The organism is Sedimenticola hydrogenitrophicus, from assembly GCF_025175675.1.
Classification (GTDB): domain Bacteria; phylum Pseudomonadota; class Gammaproteobacteria; order Chromatiales; family Chromatiaceae; genus Sedimenticola; species Sedimenticola hydrogenitrophicus.
Map to the genome: position 1 here is coordinate 80,935 of NZ_JANIOA010000008.1, position 21,970 is coordinate 102,904.

Consider the following 21,970-nt stretch of genomic DNA (forward strand, 5'->3'; position numbering starts at 1 on the left):
ACAAAGGTGTTTTCGAATATCTGTTTATGTGAAGCTCCCAAGGCCAGAGCAAAATGCAGGCCAACAAAACAGACGCCAGACAACCAAACCGAAGAAAACAGCTGATCCCACGGCTAACCCTTGATAACACTGCAACTAGCGCGCAACCGGAAAGAGCGCCCGGCAGACGGGTATAACACCGGATCAACCGGTTTCAGGCGCAGGAGTACAGAACGAACTATTCACACGGCACTTTTCAATGGCATTTTTTATTCAACCGCACGCGGGGATGGTGACTATTGTGTTTTGGATAGCGGAACAGGTGAACACTTTGTTCACGCCATGCCGGATTTCCGGCCGCGATTGAACAATTCGTGCCACCCGAAAAGGATTGAAAATACCCACCACAGGCCGCGACCGCGGAATCAATCAACATTTTTCAACTGGTACGATTAGTGCATTCTCACTGGGCAACTCAAACACCAGGACATTTGCATTCCCATGCCTTCATGCAACCAAACTGTCGAAGCACTGTGTGAACTCATTCAAACGGGCGATGAAGCAGACCGCTGCCATGCCATACGCGCACTGGGCGCACTGAAGGCGGAGAGCGCCGTCACGCAGCTCATCCCCTATCTGCGGAACGAGGATATCGATGTCTGTGTCGATGCGGCGGACGCCCTGGGCAAGATCGGCTCAGCGGTCGCGGTTCCCGACTTGGTTGAAGCCCTGAACAACGAGACGGACGGCGAAATCTGTGCGTCGATAGCGGAGGCGGTCGGCCATATCGGTGGAGAAGCTGCCATCCAGGCGTTACATCGAGTCATGAACCAGCGCCCGGAGGGGATGGAGTGGGAGAGTGACTGGGATCCCTGGTGGAATGTGCAACTGGAAGCGGTAAAGGCACTGGGCAGATTGCGGGCGGAGTCCGTCGTCGATGACCTGGAAAGAATTCTTGACGACGAGAACGAGCAGGATATCGAGAATGAAATCCTGCGCGCCCTGGCACAGATCCCAAATCGCGGGGTCGAAACGCTGATCGCCCGCCTGCAGAACAGCGAACGCCGCCCACAATCCCGTTATCGCGCCGCCCGGGCACTGCGATATGCCGAGCCCGATCAGGCGGTCAAGGCGTTGGGCCGGGCGCTGCAGGACAGTGAACCTGAGGTAAGGGCCGAGGCGGCCGAATCCCTGGCGGCGCTCCATGCTACCCACTACCTGCGGGCACTGCTGCTGATGCTGCGTGACCCCGAGGAACGGGTCCGGGATGCCGCGATCAGGTCAGTCTTGCAATTGAGTGGAACGGGCTCCGCCGTCGACGGGCTCCAGGAGGCCCTGCTTCCCCTGCTGCGTGATCCCAGCAGTCAGGTGCGGCGCACCCTGATGAACGCATTGATTCCAGTGGCCGGTGTCAATCCGTTGTCCGCACGGAACCTGGAGGCAGTCAGCGACAGCCTGATGGATGGCAGCGTGGAGACGGCCTCCGCGGCCGCTTCACTGCTGGGACACAATGGCGACACGGCGGCCGAGCCGACACTGCTGGTCATATTGCAGAATCGCGCGGGCCATCCGATGGTACGCCGCGAGGCGGCCCTGGCACTCGGCCGCATGGGATGCCTGACCGGGGAGACCGTTGAAATCCTCACCCAGTGCATCGGCGACCGGCAGCAACCCGTTCGGCTGGCGGCGCTCGCCGCCCTGATGGAGCTGGATAAAAACAGCGTATTATCCTCTGCTGAAGCGGAAGCGCATCCCCGTCCCCTGGAAATCATCATCTCCGCCGTCAGGGGCGAGATCACGCTCGCTCCGGATCGCCAGGAGATCCTTGAGAAACTGCAACAGACAGCCACCGCGGATGCCGACAGCCCCGCCATTGAGAATCCACACAACGACGACGAGGCGGTGGACGCCGATCCACTGCGAGTGCCCGCGGATTACAATCCGGATGCCTATGCAACCGAAATTTCGACAGAAGACTCGGCAGCTCTGGAGGTGACGCAGGAGGTAACACCGGAGCCGCTCCCTGAAGTGCTGGCCGATTATATTCAGCCGCCCCCACCGACAGTCGATCTGCAGCTGCCGGAAAAGGCTGGCCGTATTGTCCAGGCCGGGGAAGTGAGGCAGGCGATCTCCACCCTGGATGCCATTGCCATGGACAATGTGGAGGTCACCCTGGGGATATCCGAGCCCGCGACGGAAACTGAAGCGGATGAAGAGACGCAGGAATTTCTGGCGGTGGTGGATGAAAACATCAATACCATGAAACGCCTTCGCTCACAGCGGAACATTACACCGGAGCAGGATGTACGTCGCCTGGGGGCACGCATTCTCGCGGACAGCCATAGCAGCGATGCGGTCTCCGCACTTGTACAGGCTTTGAGTGACGACGATAGTCTGCTGCGACGCGAAGCGGCCGATGCCATCGGCCTGATCGGCAGACGCAATCCCGCCACGCCGGGATTGATGGATGCGGTGGGCATCTTGATCACCCAATTAACCGTCGGTGATATGGAACAAAGGGTCACCTGTGCCCGTGCCCTGGGAAACCTGGGCAACCGCGTCGCGCTCGCTCCGTTGATCGAAACCTTGCATGATGAAAATGCCAATGTACAGGTTCAGGCGATCGGCGCCTTGGCACAACTGGCTGTGCATGGAGCCGACCCGGACGAGGCGGATCATATGGTCATCCGCAACATTCCACCCCTCGCCGTGGCCAGGAAGTTATTGGAAAAACTGGACAGTCCGGAAATGGCGGTTCGTGTGGCGGCATCACGCGCGCTGGGACCGCTTGTCGACAAAGCGTCTGACAAGACCTTTTCTAAAACAGCGGCGGCCAAAATAATCGACAGCGTGGCCAACTGGTCCGGCGAGGAGGCGCGGCCCATCGGCCAGGCGCTGCAGCTATTCGACTTTGATTTTTGTGCCGACCGGCTCCTGTGCCAGCTGAAATGTGCCGACAGCAGCCTCAAGCGCAGCGTCTACATCGAAATACTGGAAACATTATTGAATACAAACCCTCAGCAGCCCCAGCAGGCTGCCTGACGCTAACGGTCATTACGATCAGGAGAATCCGTATGAAGAAGTTATTACTTTCCCTCAGTGTCGCCACCCTCTGCACACTCCCGCTGGCGGCCCAGTCCGCGGCCTACAAGGAGGCTGCGGTCAGCGGCGGCGGCAGCATCACCGGCAAGGTCAAGTTTGCCGGCAAGGATGAGTCGGCCAAGAGCTACACCATATCCAAGGATAACGATGTCTGCGGCAACGGCAGCCGCGAAATCGATTTCGTGCGGGTAAAGGATGGCCATCTGTTGGACAGCGTGGTCTACCTGGATAAAGTGAAAGAGGGTAAGGCCTTCCCGGCGGAGGTTGCCGACGCCACGGTCACCCAGAAGGGGTGTGAATTCAGCCCGTTTCTTCAGGTGATGCGTAACGAAAATAATCTGGCGGCGGTGAATAAGGACCCGGTACTGCACAACATCCATACCTATGAGTTGCTCACCGGCTCCTACACCGGCCCGAAAAAGACCCAGAGCAATGTCAGCCAGCCCGAACCCAACACCGTAACCAAGCAGGTGGACCTGAAAAAGGGACCGGCGATGAAGATCGAGTGCGATGCGCATGATTTCATGCACGGCTTTGTGTTTGTCGCCCAGAACCCCTACTTCGCCGTGGTCCAGGAGGATGGCTCGTTCACCATCGACAACGTACCGCCCGGTAAATACACCATCAAGGCGTGGCACGGCCTGCTGAAAAACCAGAAAGGCTCCGTCGAAGTGGCGGCCAATGGCACCGCGACCGTTGACTTCACGTTCAAATAAATGAGTGCAGCGCGGAAACAGAAATGGCAGCCCACCCCGCTGGATTATCTGGCCATGGTGGGGGGCGCCATCAACGCCCTGGTGATTGCCGTCATCCTCGGTTACTGGCTTCTGCAATAACCACAGTTTGTAGTTTGGTATGCATTCCCACGCGGAGCTTGGGAACGAGAAAGTCCGCGGGACCTGCAAGTACATGAATCCGCCTTACCTGAATCCCGGAGCGATCCCGATGAACGCACAGCCACAGCCACGTGATGACGCCACCCAACCGCTGACGGCTTACAAAGCCATTCTGCTGGCCGTGGACTCATCGGATCACAGTAATCGCGCCACCCGGGAGGCGGTGGATCTGGCCTGCCGGTTCGGCAGCCGGCTGACTTCCGCACACGTCTACGCCGCCAAACTGCATGACCTGCGCTTTCGGCAGATGGAGGGTGGTCTCCCGGACCAGTTCCGGGAAGAGCAGGAGCTGGAACGGCAGCGCGACGTGCACGACTCGCTGATCACCAAGGGACTCTCCATCATCACCGACTCCTACCTGGATCAGGTGGACCGACAGGCGGCAGCTTCACAACTGACCATTCAACGGCGCTCGCTGGAAGGGAAAAACTACCGCGAGTTGTCCCGGGAGACCAACAGCGGCCGTTACGACCTGCTGGTGATGGGCGCCCTTGGTCTGGGTGCGGTCAAGGGCAGTCGCCTGGGCACGGTCTGCCAGCGGGTGACGCGGCGCAGCCAGATTGACACATTGATTGTCAAGCAACCGGAACGCGCCCTCGGCGACGGTCCCATTGTGGTGGGCATCGACGGCTCGCCCAAATCCTATGGCGGCCTGTTGACCGCGCTTTCGCTTGCCGGCACCTGGCATGTTCCGGTCAAGGTGATTTCCGCTTTTGACCCCTATTATCACTACGTCGCCTTTAACCGCATTGCCGGAGTGCTCTCGGAAGAGGCGGGAAAAGTATTCCGCTTTCAGGAGCAGGAGAAGCTGCACGAGGAGATCATCGACTCCGGCCTGGCCAAAATCTATCAAGGTCATCTGGCCGTGGCCCAGGGTATCGCCAAGGATTACGGCATGGAGATTGAGACCGTGCTGCTGGATGGCAAACCCCACGAGGTGATGCTGCGCTATCTGCAGGAGACCAACCCCTCGCTGCTGATTCTCGGCACCACCGGCATTCATGCCGACGACGAACTGGACATCGGCGGCAATACCGAATATCTGCTCAATGACGCCCCCTGCGCGGTACTGCTCAGCCAGCAGACCTACACACCCCGGCTCGACCGGCTGGCCGAGGTCACCACCTCCTGGACCCATGAGGCCGAACAGCGCATGGAGCGGGTCCCCTCCTTTGTCCGGCCCATGGCGAGGATGGCCATTCTGCGTTATGCCCAGGAGCAGGGGCATACCGTCATTACCGAAAGCATTGTCGAAGAGGCCACCGCGCAACTGATGCCCAACCACGCCGAGCAGGCGATGGAGGAGATTGTCGAGGCCTATGACAGCGGCAAACTCAAGCAAAATCCGACCGCGGAACAGGCCATGCGCTGGAGCGACGAGGCCACCCGCCTGTTGCTCACGGTCAAGGATCTCAGTCTGCGCGGCAATCTCAGTATGCGGGCGGAGAAGCGCGCCCGCGGCGAGGGCACGCGCCAGGTCGAGGCCGCCCATATCCGCCACTTTGTTGAGAATCAACCCGTTTCCGGAGCGGCACACGACCCAATCCAGCCCCCCTTGGATGAAGCCGTTGTCGCCCCGGATCATTCACCCGCCGGCGACCTGACCTGGCAAACCGCCGCCCTGGCACGCCTGATGCGCGTGCCCGAGGGTTTCATGCGCGACAGCTCGAAGCAGCGTATCGAGGCGTATGCCCGCCAGCAAGGTGCGGATGGGATCACCCTGGCCGTGGCTGAGGCGGGACTGGCCGAGGCGCGTTCCGCGATGATGGAGATGAACGTGGCTGATGAGAGACCACATGGGGAGAAACCACAGGGGGATAAGCCAAGCACCTGCCCCTTCGCCGGCGCCGGCGCCAATACCCAGCCTGGCCAGGCCGCTGCTCCGGCGGAGACCGCCAAACCGAACGTCCTGGAGTGGACCGCGGAGGCACGCGCCATGCTCGGCGGCGTACCGGTGGGATTCTGCCGGGACATGTCGGTCAACGCCGCCGAATCCATCGCCCGGCATAACGGGGTGCGGGTCATCGATGCCGCCTTCATCTCCCAGGTGCTGGAGACGATCAAGAACGGCTCGGAATCGGCCGGTACCAGCATGGCCTGGAGCGCGGAGGCCGAACAGCGCCTCAGCCGGGTGCCGGATTTCGTACGCGGCATGCTGGTACGCGAAATCGAGGATTGGGCCGGGCGCCAAGGCAAGACCACCATCGATCGGGAGGCAGTGGATGTGGTCAGGGCACAGTGGCAGGAGCGCGGCGCCTTCCATCTCGACCCGGCCGACCCGCGCAACAGTGGGTGATTATCTTGTATAACCGCATCGTAACTACTCACGGGCTGATTGGCCTAACTTGCCGGCCTCGCGTGATGGCTTATCTCCTCGAATCCGGCCCCATTTTCAGCGCCTGCCCAAACTCGCTTCGCTCAGACAAGGGCAGGCTTGAATCTGAAAAAGGGGCCGGATTCAAGGCGCCATCAAGATCGGCCAACAAGCCAGGCCAATCACTTACAGGCCGGGTGAGTAGTTGCACCTTGTCGCGTACGTTGGGTTAAACGCGCATGCATGATCTTTACCTGATCGCCATCAACCTGACCCGGCGTTGCAACCTGGCCTGTGAGCATTGCTATATGAATGCCGATGGCCGCGCCAGCGATGCCGGCGAGCTCGGCACCGCCGAGGTGACGCAACTGCTCGACGAGATTGCCGCGCGCGGCACCGAGACCATGGTGGTGCTGACCGGCGGCGAACCGCTGCTAAGACGCGACCTGGAACGGCTGGTGACCTATGGAAGCCGACTGGGACTGGCCATGGTGGTGGGCACCAATGGGGTGTTGTTGAACGAATCCCGGGTGGTATCACTGAAACAGGCCGGCGTCATGGGCATCGGCATCAGTCTCGATTCACTGGAGCCCGACAGCCACGACCGCTTCCGCGGCTGTAACGGCAGTTGGGAAAAGACCCTGGCTGGCATGGACTTCTGCCGCCGGCATGAGGTGCCGTTTCAGGTCCATTTCTCGGTCACCGACCAGAATGCCCACGAGGTGCGGTCGATGATCGATTTCACCCGGGCGGCCGGCGCCCATGTGCTGAACATCTTCTTCCTGGTCTGCACCGGGCGCGGCGAGTCCATGTCCGATATCTCGCCGGCCCGCTACGAAGCGGTGCTGAACGAACTGGTCGAGGCCCAGGCCAACACCCCCGAACTGCTGATCCGCGCCCGTTGCGCCCCGCATTTCAAGCGCGTGGCCTATGAGCACAACCCGGACTCCCCCTTGACCCGGGCCCAGGGCTACGAGGGGGGGGGCTGTCTGGCCGGCATTCACTACTGCCGCATCACCCCGGAGGGCGCGGTGACCGCCTGCCCCTATATCCCGGATGAGCAGGGCAATATCCGCCAGGAGAGTTTCTGGCGGATCTGGGATCACGCACCGCAAATGCAATCGCTGCGCCAGCCCGCGCTGACCGGCAAATGCGGCAAATGCGAATACCGCAAACTCTGCGGCGGCTGCCGCGCCCGGCCGCTGGGTATCGCCCGCGCGGCGGAACCGATGGCGTTACCGTCCGATGCGACAGAGTACCAACTCCTCACCACCGAGCAGCTCGGGCATGGCGAGGCCTTGATGCGGGCCGATCCCTGGTGCGGGCACTACCCGACCGGCAAGGCGTTGATAGAACCCCTGAACGAGAGCGGGCCTACGACCATAAGCTGGTCTCCCGAGGCGGAACAGCGCCTGGCCCGGGTCCCCGGTTTTTTGCGCAAGATGGTGCGCAAGCGGGCCGAGGCCCATGCCGTGGAACAGGGGGAATCGCAGGTCACGGTGGCGCACATGAGCGCCCTGGCGGCCAAACGGTTTGGCGACAACATGCCCGCACGGCCAACCGCTTCCGGGGATCAGGCTACTCCTGGGAATCAGGCCTCAGGGGAGACCCCCCCGGAGTCGCCGTTACGGCGGTTGGCCTGGACCGCCGAGGCGACGGAGTATCTGCAACAAACCCCCACCTTTCTGCGCGAGGGGGTGTTTGCCGTGGCGGAGGATGTCGCCCGCCAGGAGGGCCGGCTTGAGGTCAACATCAACCTGCTGCGGCGCCTGGAAGCGGAAGACGATCCGGCGCGCACGCTGTTCTGGGAGGATCAGGCGGAGGAACTGCTGGAGGTGGTGCTGGCCGGCCGCGCCCCGCAGGTGGCGCTGTTCGTTCGACCCAGTATGGAGGCGGCCGCCGAGCGGGAGGCCAAACGCCGCGATTCGATCGTGGTCAACGAGGCCGACGTGGCCGTGGTGATCGCCACCGACATGGCCGGCGTAGAGTGGGACGCGGATGCCCTGGCGCGGGTCGAATCGGCACCGGATTTCGTCCGCGGCGGGATCAAGAAGGCGGCCGAGTTCGGCGCCCGGCGCGAGGGGCTAAGCCGGATCACCGCCGAGGATCTGACCCGGTTCCGCAACCGCGCGATGATGCGCGCGGTGCGCCGCATGAAGGGCTTCGGCATGGCCGACCTCGACTTTGACGCCTTCGCCATCGCCCGGGAGCGGGTACCCCGGCTCAAGGGGAATGAACAGGCCGTGAAGCGCTTCCAACAGATCCGCTCCTATGTCGAATCGAAACAGGCGCCCGATGGCGGTGGCCTGGGGCTGCTGGACCGTGATCTGCTGGAGCGGATGCGGGCCGAGCTGAGACGCTGAGGAAAATCATGGCGAACCCCCAAGTATTGATTATCGGCGCCGGCATCTCCGGACTCTCGACCGCCTGGTGGCTGGCGCGGCAAGGCATCGCCGTTGAAGTCTGGGAAGCGGACGGCCGTCCCGGCGGCAAGATCCGCAGCACCCATGAAGCGGGCTATCTCACCGAACGCGCCGCCGGGCTGCTGGTCAACTTCCGCCCGGAGATCGACCGGCTGGTCGATCAGTGTGGTCTTGCCGGGTCCAAACGCACCCGGCCGGAAGACCTCAATCGCTATGTGGTGCACCGGGGCCGCCTCACCGCCGTGCCGATGCAAATCGCCGGCCTGATCCACTCACCGCTGTGGAGTTGGCAGGCCAAGCTGCGCCTGCTGGCGGAGGGATTCATCCCCCGGGGCGAGCAGCCGGACGAGAGCGCCAGCCGGTTCATCACCCGGCGCCTGGGCCGCGAGGTATTGGAAACGGCGTTCGATCCTTTCATTGCCGGCACCCTGGCCTCCGATCCGGCATTGGCCGAGGCCCGATCGGTGCTGCCCCGCCTGACCGCCCTGGAACAACGCTACGGCAGTATCACCCTGGGCGTGCTGATCAACAGCCTGCTGAAAAGGAAAAAACGCCGGACCAACAGCGCCGACACCTTCTCGTTCCAGGGCGGCATGTCCGAGTTAACCGACCGGCTGAGCCGCGCGCCGGGGGTCAGCATACGCTATCACACGCGGGTAACCGGGATCGAACCCGCCGGGCGTGGCTGGCGGGTCACCGCCCGCTCGGGTATGGGTTCGGGCAGGGCCACGCACACCCGCCAGGTCTCCCAACTGGTGATCACCATACCCGCCGATAGCGCCTCGATGCTGCTATCCGATCTGGACCGGCCATTGAGCGGCTTGCTGTCGCAAATCCACTATGCCCCGGTCTCCATCGTGCATCTCGGCATGGATGAACGCCAGGTGGGACACCCCCTGGACGGCACCGGTTTCCTGGTCCCGGGGAAGGAAAAACTGGGTTTTAACGGTAATCTGTGGATGAGCCGCCTGTTTCCCGGCCGTGCCCCCGAGGGCAAGACACTGCTCACCAGCTATCTGGGCGGAGCGCGCCAGGCCGACAGCATCGGCTGGAGCGATGAGCGGATAGTCAGCCTGCTGCTCGGCCAGCTGTCGCCGCTGATCGACCTGCAAGGTGAAGCGGATTACATCCGCGTCGACCGTCATCCCCGGGGGCTGCCGCTCTATCATGGGCAACATCAGGCCCGGGTGGAGGCCATACGCGCGCGCCTGTCGAACCACCCGGGACTCCACTTGACGGCCAACTACCTGGATGGCGTCTCGGTCCGGGACCGGATTTTTCAGGGGAGCAGAACGGCCCGGGCGATCCTGGAGAGCCTGCCGCGGGCCACCCTGCAACAGGCCATTCAGACAACCCACGCCTTGACGGCATAGCGACCCGGCAGGCATATAATGAAACTGACGACGCCAATCAGGCGACAGCAATTAATTTGGCTCCTCCGCGCAATCCGTGGATGGATATATCTCTCGCCAAGAGCGCAAAACACGCAAAGTTTGCAGAGAATGATTGGTTCTCCTTGGCGTTCCTGGCGTCTTGGCGAGAGAAAATGTATTCCCTACGCACCCACGGATGCTTCGGACGGAACATTAATTTAAATCATGACCGCACCACAGGTTTTAGACAATGCACAACAACCGCCCTTCCGGCCGTTACGGCTGGTGGCGGTGGTGCTGTTGATCCTGCTCGGCATCTCCGGCGCCGCCCAATGGTACTCCCGCAACGTCACCCTGCCTCGCTATTGCGAGGATCCGGCCACGGTGCTGGAACGGGTACACCGGCTGCTGACCGAGGCGCAACCGGCGGGGGAAGGGGACCGCAAACCCTACATCATCGCGGCGCGGCTTACCTTTCTGATCCCACGGGGCCATGATGAGCCGCTGACCGCTTACCTGAACCGGCTGCAGAGGCATATGGAGCAACAATGCCGATAACCCCGCCCATGCCGCAGTCACGCCTGAGCCTGCTGAAAGGGTTCGCAGGCATTTTCATGTCGCTCTTGCTGATGCTGGGAATAGTCGGTTCGATGCACTATTACACCTACTACACCACCGAGCGCAGCAATCGTGAAGCCAGCGAAAACCTCAATGTGGACCTGGCCCGACGCATGATCGTCAGCGATATCTCCAGCGTGGCCAGCGATCTGATGTTTCTGGCCCGGCATGTCGAACAGCAGGGGCTGTTGCAGGCACCGCGGCACGTCCTGGAACAACGTGTTGCCCTGGAGTTCTCCGTCTTTGCCGAAGAAAAGGGACTGTTCGATCAGATCCGTTATCTGGACAGGAAGGGCCGGGAGGTTGTGCGGGTCAACTACAATGGCGGACAGCTGCGCACCGTGCCCCGCGATGAGCTCCAGAACAAGGCGGACCGCTACTATATTCGGGATGTAATGAGCCAATCACGCGGCGGACTCTACCTCTCGCCACTGGATCTCAATATCGAAGATGGAAAAATAGAGTACCCGTTAAAACCGATGATCCGTTTTGCCACCCCGGTATTTGACGATGCGGGGGTAAAACAGGGCGCCATCATGCTCAACTATTTTGGTGACCGGCTGATCGGCAACTTCACTCAGGCCGCGGCCAATATTGCCGATCATGTCGTACTGGTGAATGAGCAGGGCTATTGGCTGAAAAGCCTGAACCGAAAAGATGAGTGGGGCTTTATGTTCGGCAGCGACAAGACATTCGCCACCGAACAGCCACGCGCCTGGGATATCATCCAGCGATCCGAGAGCGGCCAGTTCCAGACATCCGCGGGACTCTTTACCTTCCACACCGTTTCACCGCTCAGCGTGGCCAGGCAAACATCCCAATCCGGCAGTCCAGTGGTCCAGAGCAATCCCCCGGGCCACTGGAAAATCATTGCCCAGGTCTCTTCCCGTGAACTGTCGGCGACGCTGCCGTTTTTCATCCAGCAGCATCTGGCGCTCTATCTCGGCATGCTCGGGCTGATCATCATCAGCGCGTTGTTTCTCGCCCACTCACAGTACCACCACCGGCGCACCGATGCCCAACGTGAGTATGAACAACGATTCCGCCATACCCTTGAAAATATCGAATTGGTGGCGGTTGCACTGGATCGCCAGGGCCTGATCACCTTCTGTAATGACTATTTTCTGCGCCTTACCGACTGGAAACGCAAGGATGTCATTGGCAAGACATGGATAGAGGCCTTTGTCCCGGACGAATTTAAAGCCGAGATGCTGGGCATCATCGACCGGATGCGCCATCCCGAGCAATTCCCACCCCGCTATGAGGGCCGGGTGCTGGCCCGTGACGGCAGTCTGCTGCTGATCGCCTGGAACAACACCCTCTCCTACAGCCCCGCCGGGGCGGTGATCGGCGTAACCGGTATAGGTGAGGACATCACCGAGCAACGTCGTTCCGAAGAAGAGTTGCGCAAACTGAACCGTGCGGTGGAACAGAGTCCCAGTGTTGTCATGATCACCAACAGGCAGGGGCTGATCGACTATGTCAATCCAAAGTTTACCGAGGTGTCCGGCTATACCCGGGAAGAGGTGGTCGGCAGAAACCCACGGATTCTGAAGTCCGGAGAAACCAGCAAGGCCGAGTATAAAAATCTTTGGGCAACGGTCTACCGGGGCGAGGAGTGGCGGGGCGAATTCCATAATCGCCGGAAATCGGGGGAGCTCTATTGGGAGAGTGCCACTATATCCGCTATTCGAAATCCCGAAGGTGAAATCACCCACTTTCTTGCCGTCAAAGAGGATATTACCGAACATAAGCGGCTCGAAGCGGAAGTTGAGGAGCGCAATCGTGAGCTGTCCAAAAACCAGGCGCTGGCCGCCATGGGGCGCATGGCCAGCATGATCGCCCATGACCTGCGCAATCCCCTCTCCTCGGTGAAGATGACGCTGCAGATCCTGGGCAAACAGAACGGAGACCAAGCACTGGCGGAGACGGACGAATTGCGCCAGATCTCGCTGGAGCAGATCCGCTACATGGAGGAGATCCTTTCCGACATGCTCACCTATTCAAAACCCGATGCGCTGAACCCGGAATGGATCACCATCGATCGGGTGATCGATATGGCGATCGGCCTGTCACAGCGCAAGATCGAGGAGTACGATGTCCAGGTTTCAACCCAGTATCATCCGGGCCTGCCGACCCTTTATGGTGATGCCACCAAACTCCGCCAGGTATTCAGCAATCTCATTACCAACGCCGCCCAGTCGACCGATGGCATCCACAGGCCCCGGGTGGCCATTGACGTCATGGTGGAATTGGGCGTAAGCGGCACCTGTATCCGGGTGGATATCTGTGACAACGGCAATGGAATTGATCTCGAGGAACGGGAACGGCTGTTTGAGCCATTCTTCACCACCCGAACCAAGGGAACGGGGCTCGGTCTGGCCATTGTCAAACGCATCCTCGATCAACATCAGGCCGCCATTGAACTCCTGCCCAATGAACCGCAGGGCACCCGGGTCAGCGTGGTATTACCCATTTCACCGAATTCCATTCAGCATGATGAAGAGCAATCAGCGGAGAACAGCCCGGCATGAGCAAAATCCTTGTTGTCGATGACGACGTAGCCAGCTGCCGGACACTGCAGGTTCATCTGCGCAACCAGGGACATGACGTGGAGATCGCCCACAGTGTCGACCAGGGTCTTGCGGCGGCGGAGACCAAACCCGACCTGGTCATTCTGGATATCCGCATGCCTGGCCGTTCCGGACTGGAGGGCATTCCCGATTTCAAAACCGCCCTGCCCCAGGCCAAGATCATCATGATCACCGCCTTCCACGATATGGAGAGCACCATCGAGGCGATGCAGAGCGGGGCGGATGATTATATTCACAAACCGATCGATATCGACGAACTGGAAAGTGCCATCGCCAAGCTGATGGTACCGGTCCAGGAGAGTGAAAATCTGTTGCCCGCTCATATAGGCGATACCAGCAGCCTCTCCATGGTCGGGCGCAGCCGGGGGATGAAAGAGGTATTCAAGACCATCGGCATGGTGGCAAAAAGCCCGGCCACGGTACTTATTACCGGCGAATCCGGCACAGGCAAAGAGTTGGTGGCACGCGCCATTCACCGTTCGGGAGAGAACCCGGGTGGTCCCTTTGTCGCTGTCAATTGCGCGGCACTGGTGGAAACCCTGCTCGAATCCGACATGTTTGGCCACGAGAAGGGGGCCTTTACCGGTGCGGTCGGCCGGCAGGAAGGTAAATTTTCCCTGGCCAGGGGCGGTACCATCTTTCTCGATGAGGTGGGTGAGATGTCCCCCGCCATGCAGGCCAAGCTGCTGCGGGTGCTGCAGTACAAGGAGTACACCCCATTGGGAGCAAAACAGGCCCAGACAACCGATGCGCGAGTCATCACCGCCACCAATGTCAATCTCGAGGAAGCCGTGAAGGCCGGTAAGTTCAGGGAGGACCTCTATTACCGGCTACAGGTGGTCAACATCCATCTGCCACCCTTGCGGGAACGAAAAGAGGACCTGATGGACCTGATCCAGGTGCTGCTTGGGCGTATCAACAAGGAACTGCATCGGAATGTGACCCACATTTCCCAAGAGGTGCTGGATTGCCTGGAACGCTATGACTGGCCGGGCAATGTGCGGGAACTGGAGAATGTGCTGATGAAGAGTATCGCCCTCTCGCATGGCGATGCGCTTTCCCGCGACCTGCTGCCTCCGCCGCTGGATAACCTGTCCCGAAAAGACCACAATAACCATGCGAAAGCCCCGGCGGATCAAAGCCTTGAAGAGATGGAGGCAACCCATATAGCCAGGGTCCTGGAGGCAACCCAATGGCACAAGGGTCGGGCCTGTGAGATTCTCGGGATCTCCCGTCCACGTTTGCGAAGGATGATAAGGCACTACCAACTGACCCCTCCGGAACATATCGTGATTGAGCGGGAAGAGGAGGATTTTGAGTAAACCGGCCGGTATCTCTCGGCGGGGAATCCTCTATACTTTATTACCCGGGGTCGTCAACCCGATCATCAACTTGAGAGAGGAATGATTATGAATGCAGCCTGGGTAGTAGTTGCTGACACAAGCCGTGCAAGAATCTTCTCCGTGGAAAATGCCTTCAGCCCCCTGGTCGAGATCCAGACCCTGGATCACCCGGAGGCGCGGCTGCATGCCGGCGATCTGGTGACCGACAAGCCGGGCCGCGATCGCAATTCCGGTCCGCGCAGCCATGACATCGGCGATGCGGACGAGGCGAAACACGACGAAGCGGTACGCTTCGCCCACCAGGTCTGTGCCGCCCTGGAATCCGGTCGTGCCCAGGGCCATTTCAACAAGCTCCATGTCATCGCCGCACCCAGCTTCCTCGGCCTGCTGAGAAAGCAGCAACCGCAACCGCTGCAGAAAATGGTTGCTACCGAAATCTCCAAGAACCTCACCGCCCACGACGTTGAGACCATCCGCAAGAACCTGCCCCACCGACTCTAGGCAGTCGCACGTACCGGCCGTGGCGCACCGGTTGTCCCGCCACGGCCATTCGCGATTATCCCGTCATCAAGAGTCACGCCTCGCCGGCGTAGGTGAAACCGGCGTCCTCGACCGCCTGCTTGACCAGGTTGTCATCCTCCACCCCGGTCACCGTCACCAGCAACGGGGCGCCACGCATCAGGGTGATGCCGGCGGTGGCATGTAGTGGTGGTGGTGGTTGCATGGGCGTAGCGCTACCTAAAGGGGCCATCGGCCCGGGAATGACCGGGCCAGGTAATAATCGGTTAAGTGCATCAGGACTACCTAATGCAATCTTCCCCGCTTCGACCCTGTGCGCGCCATAATATTCCGTTTCACGCACCGCTCCGAAGTCGCATGGACCGCATCAGGAGGGCAAAGCAAAAAAGAAAAAGTAATAGTACAAACGTCTTATTTTTTGCGGTCAAAACTGTTCTGCATCTGGCTCGATCCGTATCGACAGAGTATACTGATGATTCTATTAAAAAATTAGATGACAGATCCGGGACCGGGTCAATGCGGTACAGCCGCGGACACTTCCCGGCAACCCAGACGCCTCGCTGAAGAACGGACAATATGACGCAAAAGCACTACGACACCCTGGTTATCGGCAGCGGTCCCGGCGGCGAAGGCGCCGCCATGAAACTGACCAAGTCGGGCCAGAAGATCGCCATTGTCGAGAAACACGACAAGGTCGGCGGTGGCTGCACCCACTGGGGCACCATCCCCAGCAAGGCGCTGCGCCACAACATCTCCATGATGGTGGATTACAAGCGCAACCCGCTGTTTCAGCACACCGTGGAACAAGTTAACGTGGACTACCCGCGCATGCTGCGGGTGGCGGACTCGGTCATCCAGGAGCAGGTGAGCACTCGCTATCGCTACTACTCCCGCAACAACGTGGATATCTTCTACGGAATCGCGACATTTGTTGACGAGCACACCCTGAACATCCTGCACTTCGACGGCTCCGCCGAACGGGTGACGGCAGATCATTTCGTGATCGCCACCGGCTCCTCCCCCTATCACCCGGAGGATGTCGATTTCTCCCACCCCCGGGTGCATGACAGCGACACCATCCTGTCACTGAAGCACACCCCGAAATCCCTGACCGTGTATGGGGCGGGGGTGATCGGCTGCGAATACGCCTCCATCTTCTGCAATCTGGACGTCAAGGTGAACCTGGTGGACACCCGCGACCGCCTGCTCTCGTTCCTGGATGACGAGATCACCGACGCCCTCAGCTACCATCTGCGCAACCAGGGGGTGGTAATCCGCAACAACGAGGAGTACACCCGGGTGGAAGCGCTAGACGACGGCGTGGTGCTGCACTGCAAATCCGGAAAAAAGTTTAAGACGGACATCCTACTCTGGGCCAACGGCCGCTCCGGCAACACCAGCGGCATGGGACTGGAGGAGATCGGCGTCCGCATCAACCACCGGGGGCAGATCGAGGTCAATGAAAAATACCAGACCGACCAGGCACATATCTTCGCCGCCGGCGACGTGGCGGGACCGCCGGGACTGGCCAGCGCCAGTTACGACCAGGGTCGTTTCGTCGGCGCCCAGATCAGTGCCGGAAAGTGCGATTGGAGCCTGATCGAACAGTTCCCCACCGGCATCTACACCAACCCGGAGATCAGCTCCCTGGGAAAAAGCGAGCGGGAACTAACGGAACAGCAGGTGCCCTACGAGGTGGGGCACGCCATGTTCAAGAGCATCGCCCGGGCACAGATCACCGGGCATACCGTGGGCATGCTGAAGATCCTGTTTCACCGCGAGACCTTCGAGATCCTCGGTATTCACTGTTTCGGCGAGACCGCCGCGGAGATCATCCACATCGGCCAGGCCATCATGTCCCAGAAGGGGAGCGCCAACAGCCTGCTCTACTTTACCGAGACCACCTTCAACTACCCGACCATGGCCGAGGCCTATCGGGTGGCGGCACTGAACGGCCTGAACCGCATCTTCTAACTCAAGTTTCGGAGTTCAGTTCCAGACACCGGGTGGGCCACCCCCTTGCCGGGACACGCTGTGAATACGTCCCTGTACGCTCGGCGTCGGCATGGCATCCTCGGCTCCGTAAACGGTACATCCCTGTACCACTCCTCCTGCCTCCGATGGTCCCGGCAAGGGGGTAGCCCGCCCTGAACGACGCCTTTTGAACTCCGAAACTTGAGTTCTAATCCCCCACCGGCTCGATCAGGCGTCGATCCGCCGCAGCCGCCGGACGGCGCCGGGGTGCCCCTGGGCGGCCGCCTTGCGGTACCAGCGGATGGCCTGCCGCGGGTCCTGCTGGCCGCCGCGCCCGATGCGGAACATCTCCGCCAGATTGTACTGGGCCATGGGATCGCCGTGCAGGGCCGCCTCGCGGTACCAGTTGATCGCCTCCAGCGGATCCGCCTCCACGCCCAGGCCCTGGTCATACAGATACCCCAGGTTGACCTGGGCATAGCCGTAACCCTGCCGGGCCGCCAGGGTCAGCCAGTGCAGCGCCTGGGCATAATCGCGCGCCACCCCGTCACCGGTGCGATACATATCCCCCAGGCAGTTGCGCGCCGCGGCATGCCCCTGCTCGGCCGCCCGGCGGTACCACTCTGCCGCCTGCGCCTGATTTCTCGCCAGTCCCAGCCCCTGATCATAACAGCGCGCCAGGCGGTACTGGGCCTCGGTATCGCCCTGCTCGGCCGCCTTGCGGAACCAGTGCACAGCCTGGCTGGGGTTGCCCTGAACGCCGATCCCCTCGTTGTAGAGCACAGCCAGGTTGTACTGGGCGTCCGCCAGTCCCTGGTTGGCGGCCCGCTGATACCAGGCGACGGCCTTGGCGAGATCCCGGGCGATCCCTTCGCCCCGGTCGAACAGCACCGCCAGTCCATATTGCGCCTGGGCGTCACCCGCCTCGGCCAGCTGAGACCAACAACGGCAGGCCTCCTCGTAGGCGCGCCGCGCATAGGCGGCCACCCCCTGCTCATAAGAGGGTCCATCCTGCCGCACAACCGCAGGGTCATCCTCATCCCGTGATATGGAACGCCGCGGAGAGAGCATCCCGGAAACTCCTTGAAGATTAAAAAACGGCGTAGTATCCCACGAAAAGCGGCGCGTTTCCCGCCCGGGATCATTTATCCAGCAATTCTAAATTTGCCGAGGCTTAGCCTCAGCATCTTTCGGCAGGGATTCATTTTTAGCCGCGAATGAACGCAAATAAACTCGAATAAATTTACTACGATCCCCTCCGGTGGTTTGATGGGCGCCAGAGCGGTGAGGCATAGCGGGCAAATTAATTGATACCGAGCATAATGGGCGGGACCCTGGAGAACCACGGATTCACACAGATAAACACGGATTCAGAATTCTGAGCCCTATCTGTGTGAATCCGTGTCCATCCGTGGTTCCTCACTAGCCGGGGCGGGGATAACGAAACGGCTATTGAAAGCCTTACTTGGAATTGCCGTCGTTTACCCGCCGGTTGCTGAAGATCCGAACGCGAGTACCAGTTATCCACAATTCCTGTGGATAAGACTGTGGAAAAGTTGCTGATATCCGCCCGGACGGCCTGTCCGTCAAACTACAATATTAATTTGGGTAGTTTTTGTACAATTTTTAATCCATATTAAAATCAAACAGTTATAACGAACACTCCGACAACCGGGAGGCCGGACCGAAAACCATCCTGAAAATTCTCAGCGATCCGGCACGGTGTTAGCAAACTCTCAAGCGGACAATGACTTAGCGACTAATCCAGACAAATATCACTCCCCGGATCCGGCCCGGGACGAAATCCTCACCCGGGGAAGCCACATCTGGCCAATCACTGGTAGAATAGCCGGATGTCACCGTCCGCAATCCCATTCTGGGCCCACAAGTCCCTCTCACAAATGACCCCCGAAGAGTGGGAGTCGCTGTGCGACGGCTGCGCCAAATGTTGCCTGCACCGCTTTGAAGATGAAGAGACCCGGGAGATTCAGTTCACCAACGTCTGCTGCCGTTATCTGGACCAGTCCGTTTGCCGCTGCAGCGACTATCCCAACCGCTCGATCAATGTGCCCGACTGCGTCAGCATCACCCTGGAGGTGTTGGAGGACCCCTACTGGCTCCCCGAGAGCTGCGCCTACCGGTTACTGGCGGAAGGGAAACCGCTGCCGGAATGGCATCCGCTGGTCTCCGGAACCGGGGAGACGGTCATCTACAGTGGCAATTCAGTGGGCGGACGGGTGATCAGTGAGCTGCAGGCCGACGACCTGGATCACCACATTATCGACTGGATCAGATAACCGCAGAGCGGCGAGACTCCCGTGGAACCGATCAGCACCATTACCGAATTCCTGGAAACCAGCGGCGCCCGACTGCGCTTTTTTGACATGGGGCGCCGAGTGGACAAGCTCCCCCGCGATCGCTTCCTGCAGTTCGAAAAGACCGAGATCCCCTACCCCTACCCGCTGCAGCGGCAGGCCTGGTTTGCCCTGCTGTTCCACGACAAAAGCGCTCGGCAGGAGCCGCTGATCTGGTTCCTGCGCCTGCCGCTGGACGAACAGGGCCGACTGCTGCAGGCGGCCCGCGACGATTTCATGCACCGCCTGATCGAGCGGATCGGCGAAAGGGTGCAGGCGGACAATGAAGATCAGCAACTGGATGCCGCGCTGCAGGACAACCCCTACAGCTTCAAGCCGAAGGAAGAGCGCATGGCGGTGTTCCATGCCCGGGTCTCCCGTCTGCTGAACGCCCCGCCCTCCCGCTTTTATGCGTATGCACAGCAGTACATTTCCGGCCAGCCCGGTTGGGAGCAGTGGTCCTTCGTCGGCTATCAGGGCATCGCCGATCTGGCGGCCCGGCTGGATCAGGATGACAACGAGACCGCCCTGGTCAAGGCCATTCCCGAGCTGCCGATCCAGCCCCTGGTCGCCCTCTGCCACTGCCTGGAGAATGAGACCACCTCCCCGGGAATAACCGAGGCCCTGCTCGACCGGGTCGTGCAGGAGCTGCAGCAGACCAACCCCGAACCCGGCCTGCTGGCGGCCGCCATCCGCGGCAGCGCCCGCTCCGCCGCGCCGGGGCCACAACGGACCCTGATCAAGCGGATTCTCTCCGCCCCGGCCGGCAACCATATAGAGATCCTGAGCGCCGTCTCCGGGCGCGCCTGGGAACAGCTGCTGGACGCCGAGCTGCGCCGGCTGTTTCTGGAGCGCCTGGCCGAGAACAGTGCCGGTCAGGAGGCGTTCAACCTCTGCATGGCCGATCTGCTCTACCTGCCGGGCATGCGCCAGCCGATCCTGGCCGCGGTCCGCGACCCCGGCCGTTCGGCACCGCTTTCGTGCGCGATCGGCGCCCTGTTCCAGGGTGTCACGCCGGGCTAGCCCACATAAGTCCACATAAGTGGGACGGAGTGCATCCTACACGCGTGCCCATCGGTATCTGTGGCTGAAGGGTAGGGACAGCAGGGCGGGAAAGAGTACCCTCTAGCTGAACGACGGAACCCGCAACCTCACCGCCACACCGCCACACCGCCACACCGCCACACTGCCACACCGCCACACCGCCACCAATCGCCGGCTAAAACCACAACAAAAACCAGTTAAATCAGTCAGTTCTGGCAAAAAATAATTTCGCGGCGGAAACCATGTCCTATGCTTAAGGTATGTCACACCTTTATCTGTCCCAACACCTGCGCGATCAGCTGGGACTGCTGGCCAGTCTCGCGTATCCGCATGAGACCTGTGGCGTCCTGTTCGGCAAGCAGGTACAGGGACATATCTCGGTGCATAAAGTGGAGCAGGTGGCCTACCCGAACCAGATGGAAGGCGACTTTCACCTGGAACTGCTCAACCAGCAGCAGCTTGACCGCAAAACCCGACAGCAGGGGCTGGAGATCGTCGGCATCTGGCGCGCCCTGCCGGACCACAGCCATGTCCCCTCAGAGAATGAACGGCACCTGGTCACCCCCGGCCACTCCTACCTGATCGCCTCCGTCACCCCGGGGGGAATCGCGGAGCTACGTTCCTGGCGTCTCAGCAGCAACCGGTTCGAAGAGGAGGACCTGGTCTCCTGACTTTCACCTGGGCTTACCGATCCCCCAGATAGGCCGGGTAGCCGGCGGCGACCAACTCCTCGCGGGGAATGAAGTGCAGGGCCGCCGAGTTGACGCAGTATCTGAGTCCGGTCGGCTCCGGACCATCGTTGAACACGTGGCCCAGATGGGAGTCGCCGTAACGGCTGCGCACCTCGGTACGCGGCAGGATCAGTTTGAAGTCGATCTTCTCCACCAGGGCGTCCGGGGTGATCGGACGGGTAAAACTGGGCCAGCCGGTTCCCGACCTGAACTTGTCGCGGGAGGAGAACAGCGGCTCACCGGTCACCACATCGACATAGATCCCCTCGCGCTTCTCATCCCAGTAGGCATTATCGAATGGTTTTTCGGTGGCCTCCTCCTGGGTGACCCGGTACTGCAGCGGCGTCAGCTGCCGGCGCAGCTGGACATCCGACGGCTTCGCATAACGCCGGCCAGCTTCCGCGACGGCGGTCAGATCCCGCTTCGGTTCTTCGCCCCGGCTCTTCTCCAGGTAAGGGTCGCGATCCGCGTTGTCGCCAGGGAAGCTGTCGCTCCCCGCGTTCACCCAAAGGGTTGTGGCCACCGCGGCCAGGGCTATGCCCACCAGATATCCTCTCATCTCTCTGCTCCTTAGCGGATTGGTCGTCTGCTTACACAGACCCCGGCCGCGCCGGGTTTGTTTCAGCCGTTATAAAACCGTGACATTTCACCTTGCGAGCGGCAGGAATCCCACCGCCGGTGGCCGAATTGCATTCGATGCTGCGAA

The 21,970-nt window shown here is 60.7% G+C and carries 16 protein-coding genes; 13 read left to right on the top strand and 3 right to left on the bottom strand.

The window, feature by feature from the left end; genetic code table 11:
* Nucleotides 1–480: 480 nt before the first annotated feature.
* The 9 genes from NPX02_RS06540 (at nt 481) to NPX02_RS06580 (ending at nt 15,143) form a co-directional block, all read left to right on the top strand.
* A complete protein-coding gene (locus tag NPX02_RS06540) occupies nt 481–3,021 on the top strand; it encodes a HEAT repeat domain-containing protein (protein WP_260292647.1) in 2,541 nt (846 codons plus the stop codon).
* A 32-nt stretch (nt 3,022–3,053) separates the two neighbouring features.
* The gene (locus tag NPX02_RS06545) at nt 3,054–3,797 is read left to right on the top strand and encodes a carboxypeptidase-like regulatory domain-containing protein (RefSeq protein ID WP_260292648.1); all 744 of its coding nucleotides are present in this window, start codon (nt 3,054–3,056) and stop codon (nt 3,795–3,797) included.
* Between the two features lie 229 nt (nt 3,798–4,026).
* A complete protein-coding gene (locus tag NPX02_RS06550; RefSeq protein ID WP_260292649.1) occupies nt 4,027–6,273 on the top strand; it encodes a universal stress protein in 2,247 nt (748 codons plus the stop codon).
* A 257-nt stretch (nt 6,274–6,530) separates the two neighbouring features.
* Entirely contained in the window at nt 6,531–8,654 is a 2,124-nt protein-coding gene (locus tag NPX02_RS06555) for a radical SAM/SPASM domain-containing protein (protein ID WP_260292650.1), read from the top strand.
* Between the two features lie 8 nt (nt 8,655–8,662).
* Nucleotides 8,663–10,087, top strand: a complete 1,425-nt coding sequence (hemG, locus tag NPX02_RS06560) for a protoporphyrinogen oxidase (protein ID WP_260292651.1) — start codon at nt 8,663–8,665, stop codon at nt 10,085–10,087.
* Between the two features lie 225 nt (nt 10,088–10,312).
* A complete protein-coding gene (locus NPX02_RS06565; RefSeq protein ID WP_260292652.1) occupies nt 10,313–10,645 on the top strand; it encodes a hypothetical protein in 333 nt (110 codons plus the stop codon).
* Nucleotides 10,636–13,239 carry a PAS domain S-box protein gene (locus NPX02_RS06570; protein WP_260292653.1) on the top strand — a complete coding sequence of 868 codons (2,604 nt, stop codon included), beginning with the start codon at nt 10,636–10,638 and terminating at the stop codon, nt 13,237–13,239. The genes NPX02_RS06565 and NPX02_RS06570 overlap by 10 nt, the downstream gene beginning before the upstream one ends.
* Nucleotides 13,236–14,621, top strand: coding sequence for a sigma-54-dependent transcriptional regulator (locus NPX02_RS06575; protein ID WP_260292654.1), 1,386 nt, complete (start codon nt 13,236–13,238; stop codon nt 14,619–14,621). The genes NPX02_RS06570 and NPX02_RS06575 overlap by 4 nt, the downstream gene beginning before the upstream one ends.
* Before the next feature lie 87 nt (nt 14,622–14,708).
* Nucleotides 14,709–15,143 carry a host attachment protein gene (locus tag NPX02_RS06580; protein WP_260292655.1) on the top strand — a complete coding sequence of 145 codons (435 nt, stop codon included), beginning with the start codon at nt 14,709–14,711 and terminating at the stop codon, nt 15,141–15,143.
* Between the two features lie 73 nt (nt 15,144–15,216).
* Here NPX02_RS06580 and NPX02_RS06585 read toward each other — a convergent pair whose 3' ends face one another.
* The gene (locus tag NPX02_RS06585) at nt 15,217–15,366 is read right to left on the bottom strand and encodes a hypothetical protein (RefSeq protein WP_260292656.1); all 150 of its coding nucleotides are present in this window, start codon (nt 15,364–15,366) and stop codon (nt 15,217–15,219) included.
* Between the two features lie 371 nt (nt 15,367–15,737).
* On the opposite strand from NPX02_RS06585, the gene sthA reads away from it, so the two are divergent.
* Nucleotides 15,738–17,135, top strand: coding sequence for a Si-specific NAD(P)(+) transhydrogenase (sthA, locus tag NPX02_RS06590; RefSeq protein ID WP_260292657.1), 1,398 nt, complete (start codon nt 15,738–15,740; stop codon nt 17,133–17,135).
* 228 nt (nt 17,136–17,363) lie between these two features.
* On the opposite strand, the gene NPX02_RS06595 is transcribed toward sthA, so the two are convergent.
* Nucleotides 17,364–18,206 carry a tetratricopeptide repeat protein gene (locus NPX02_RS06595; RefSeq protein ID WP_260292658.1) on the bottom strand — a complete coding sequence of 281 codons (843 nt, stop codon included), beginning with the start codon at nt 18,204–18,206 and terminating at the stop codon, nt 17,364–17,366.
* 782 nt (nt 18,207–18,988) lie between these two features.
* Here NPX02_RS06595 and NPX02_RS06600 point away from each other — a divergent pair.
* From NPX02_RS06600 to NPX02_RS06610, 3 genes are all read left to right on the top strand, one after another.
* Nucleotides 18,989–19,432, top strand: coding sequence for a YcgN family cysteine cluster protein (locus tag NPX02_RS06600; RefSeq protein WP_260292659.1), 444 nt, complete (start codon nt 18,989–18,991; stop codon nt 19,430–19,432).
* Between the two features lie 21 nt (nt 19,433–19,453).
* Nucleotides 19,454–20,512: a DUF3549 family protein gene (locus tag NPX02_RS06605; protein WP_260292660.1), complete on the top strand. Its 1,059-nt coding sequence runs from the start codon at nt 19,454–19,456 to the stop codon at nt 20,510–20,512.
* A gap of 281 nt (nt 20,513–20,793) precedes the next feature.
* A complete protein-coding gene (locus NPX02_RS06610; RefSeq protein WP_260292661.1) occupies nt 20,794–21,204 on the top strand; it encodes a M67 family metallopeptidase in 411 nt (136 codons plus the stop codon).
* A 13-nt stretch (nt 21,205–21,217) separates the two neighbouring features.
* Here the strand turns inward: NPX02_RS06610 and msrB are convergent, their stop codons facing one another.
* Nucleotides 21,218–21,823, bottom strand: a complete 606-nt coding sequence (gene msrB, locus NPX02_RS06615; RefSeq protein WP_418067320.1) for a peptide-methionine (R)-S-oxide reductase MsrB — start codon at nt 21,821–21,823, stop codon at nt 21,218–21,220.
* Between the last annotated feature and the right edge of the window lie 147 nt (nt 21,824–21,970).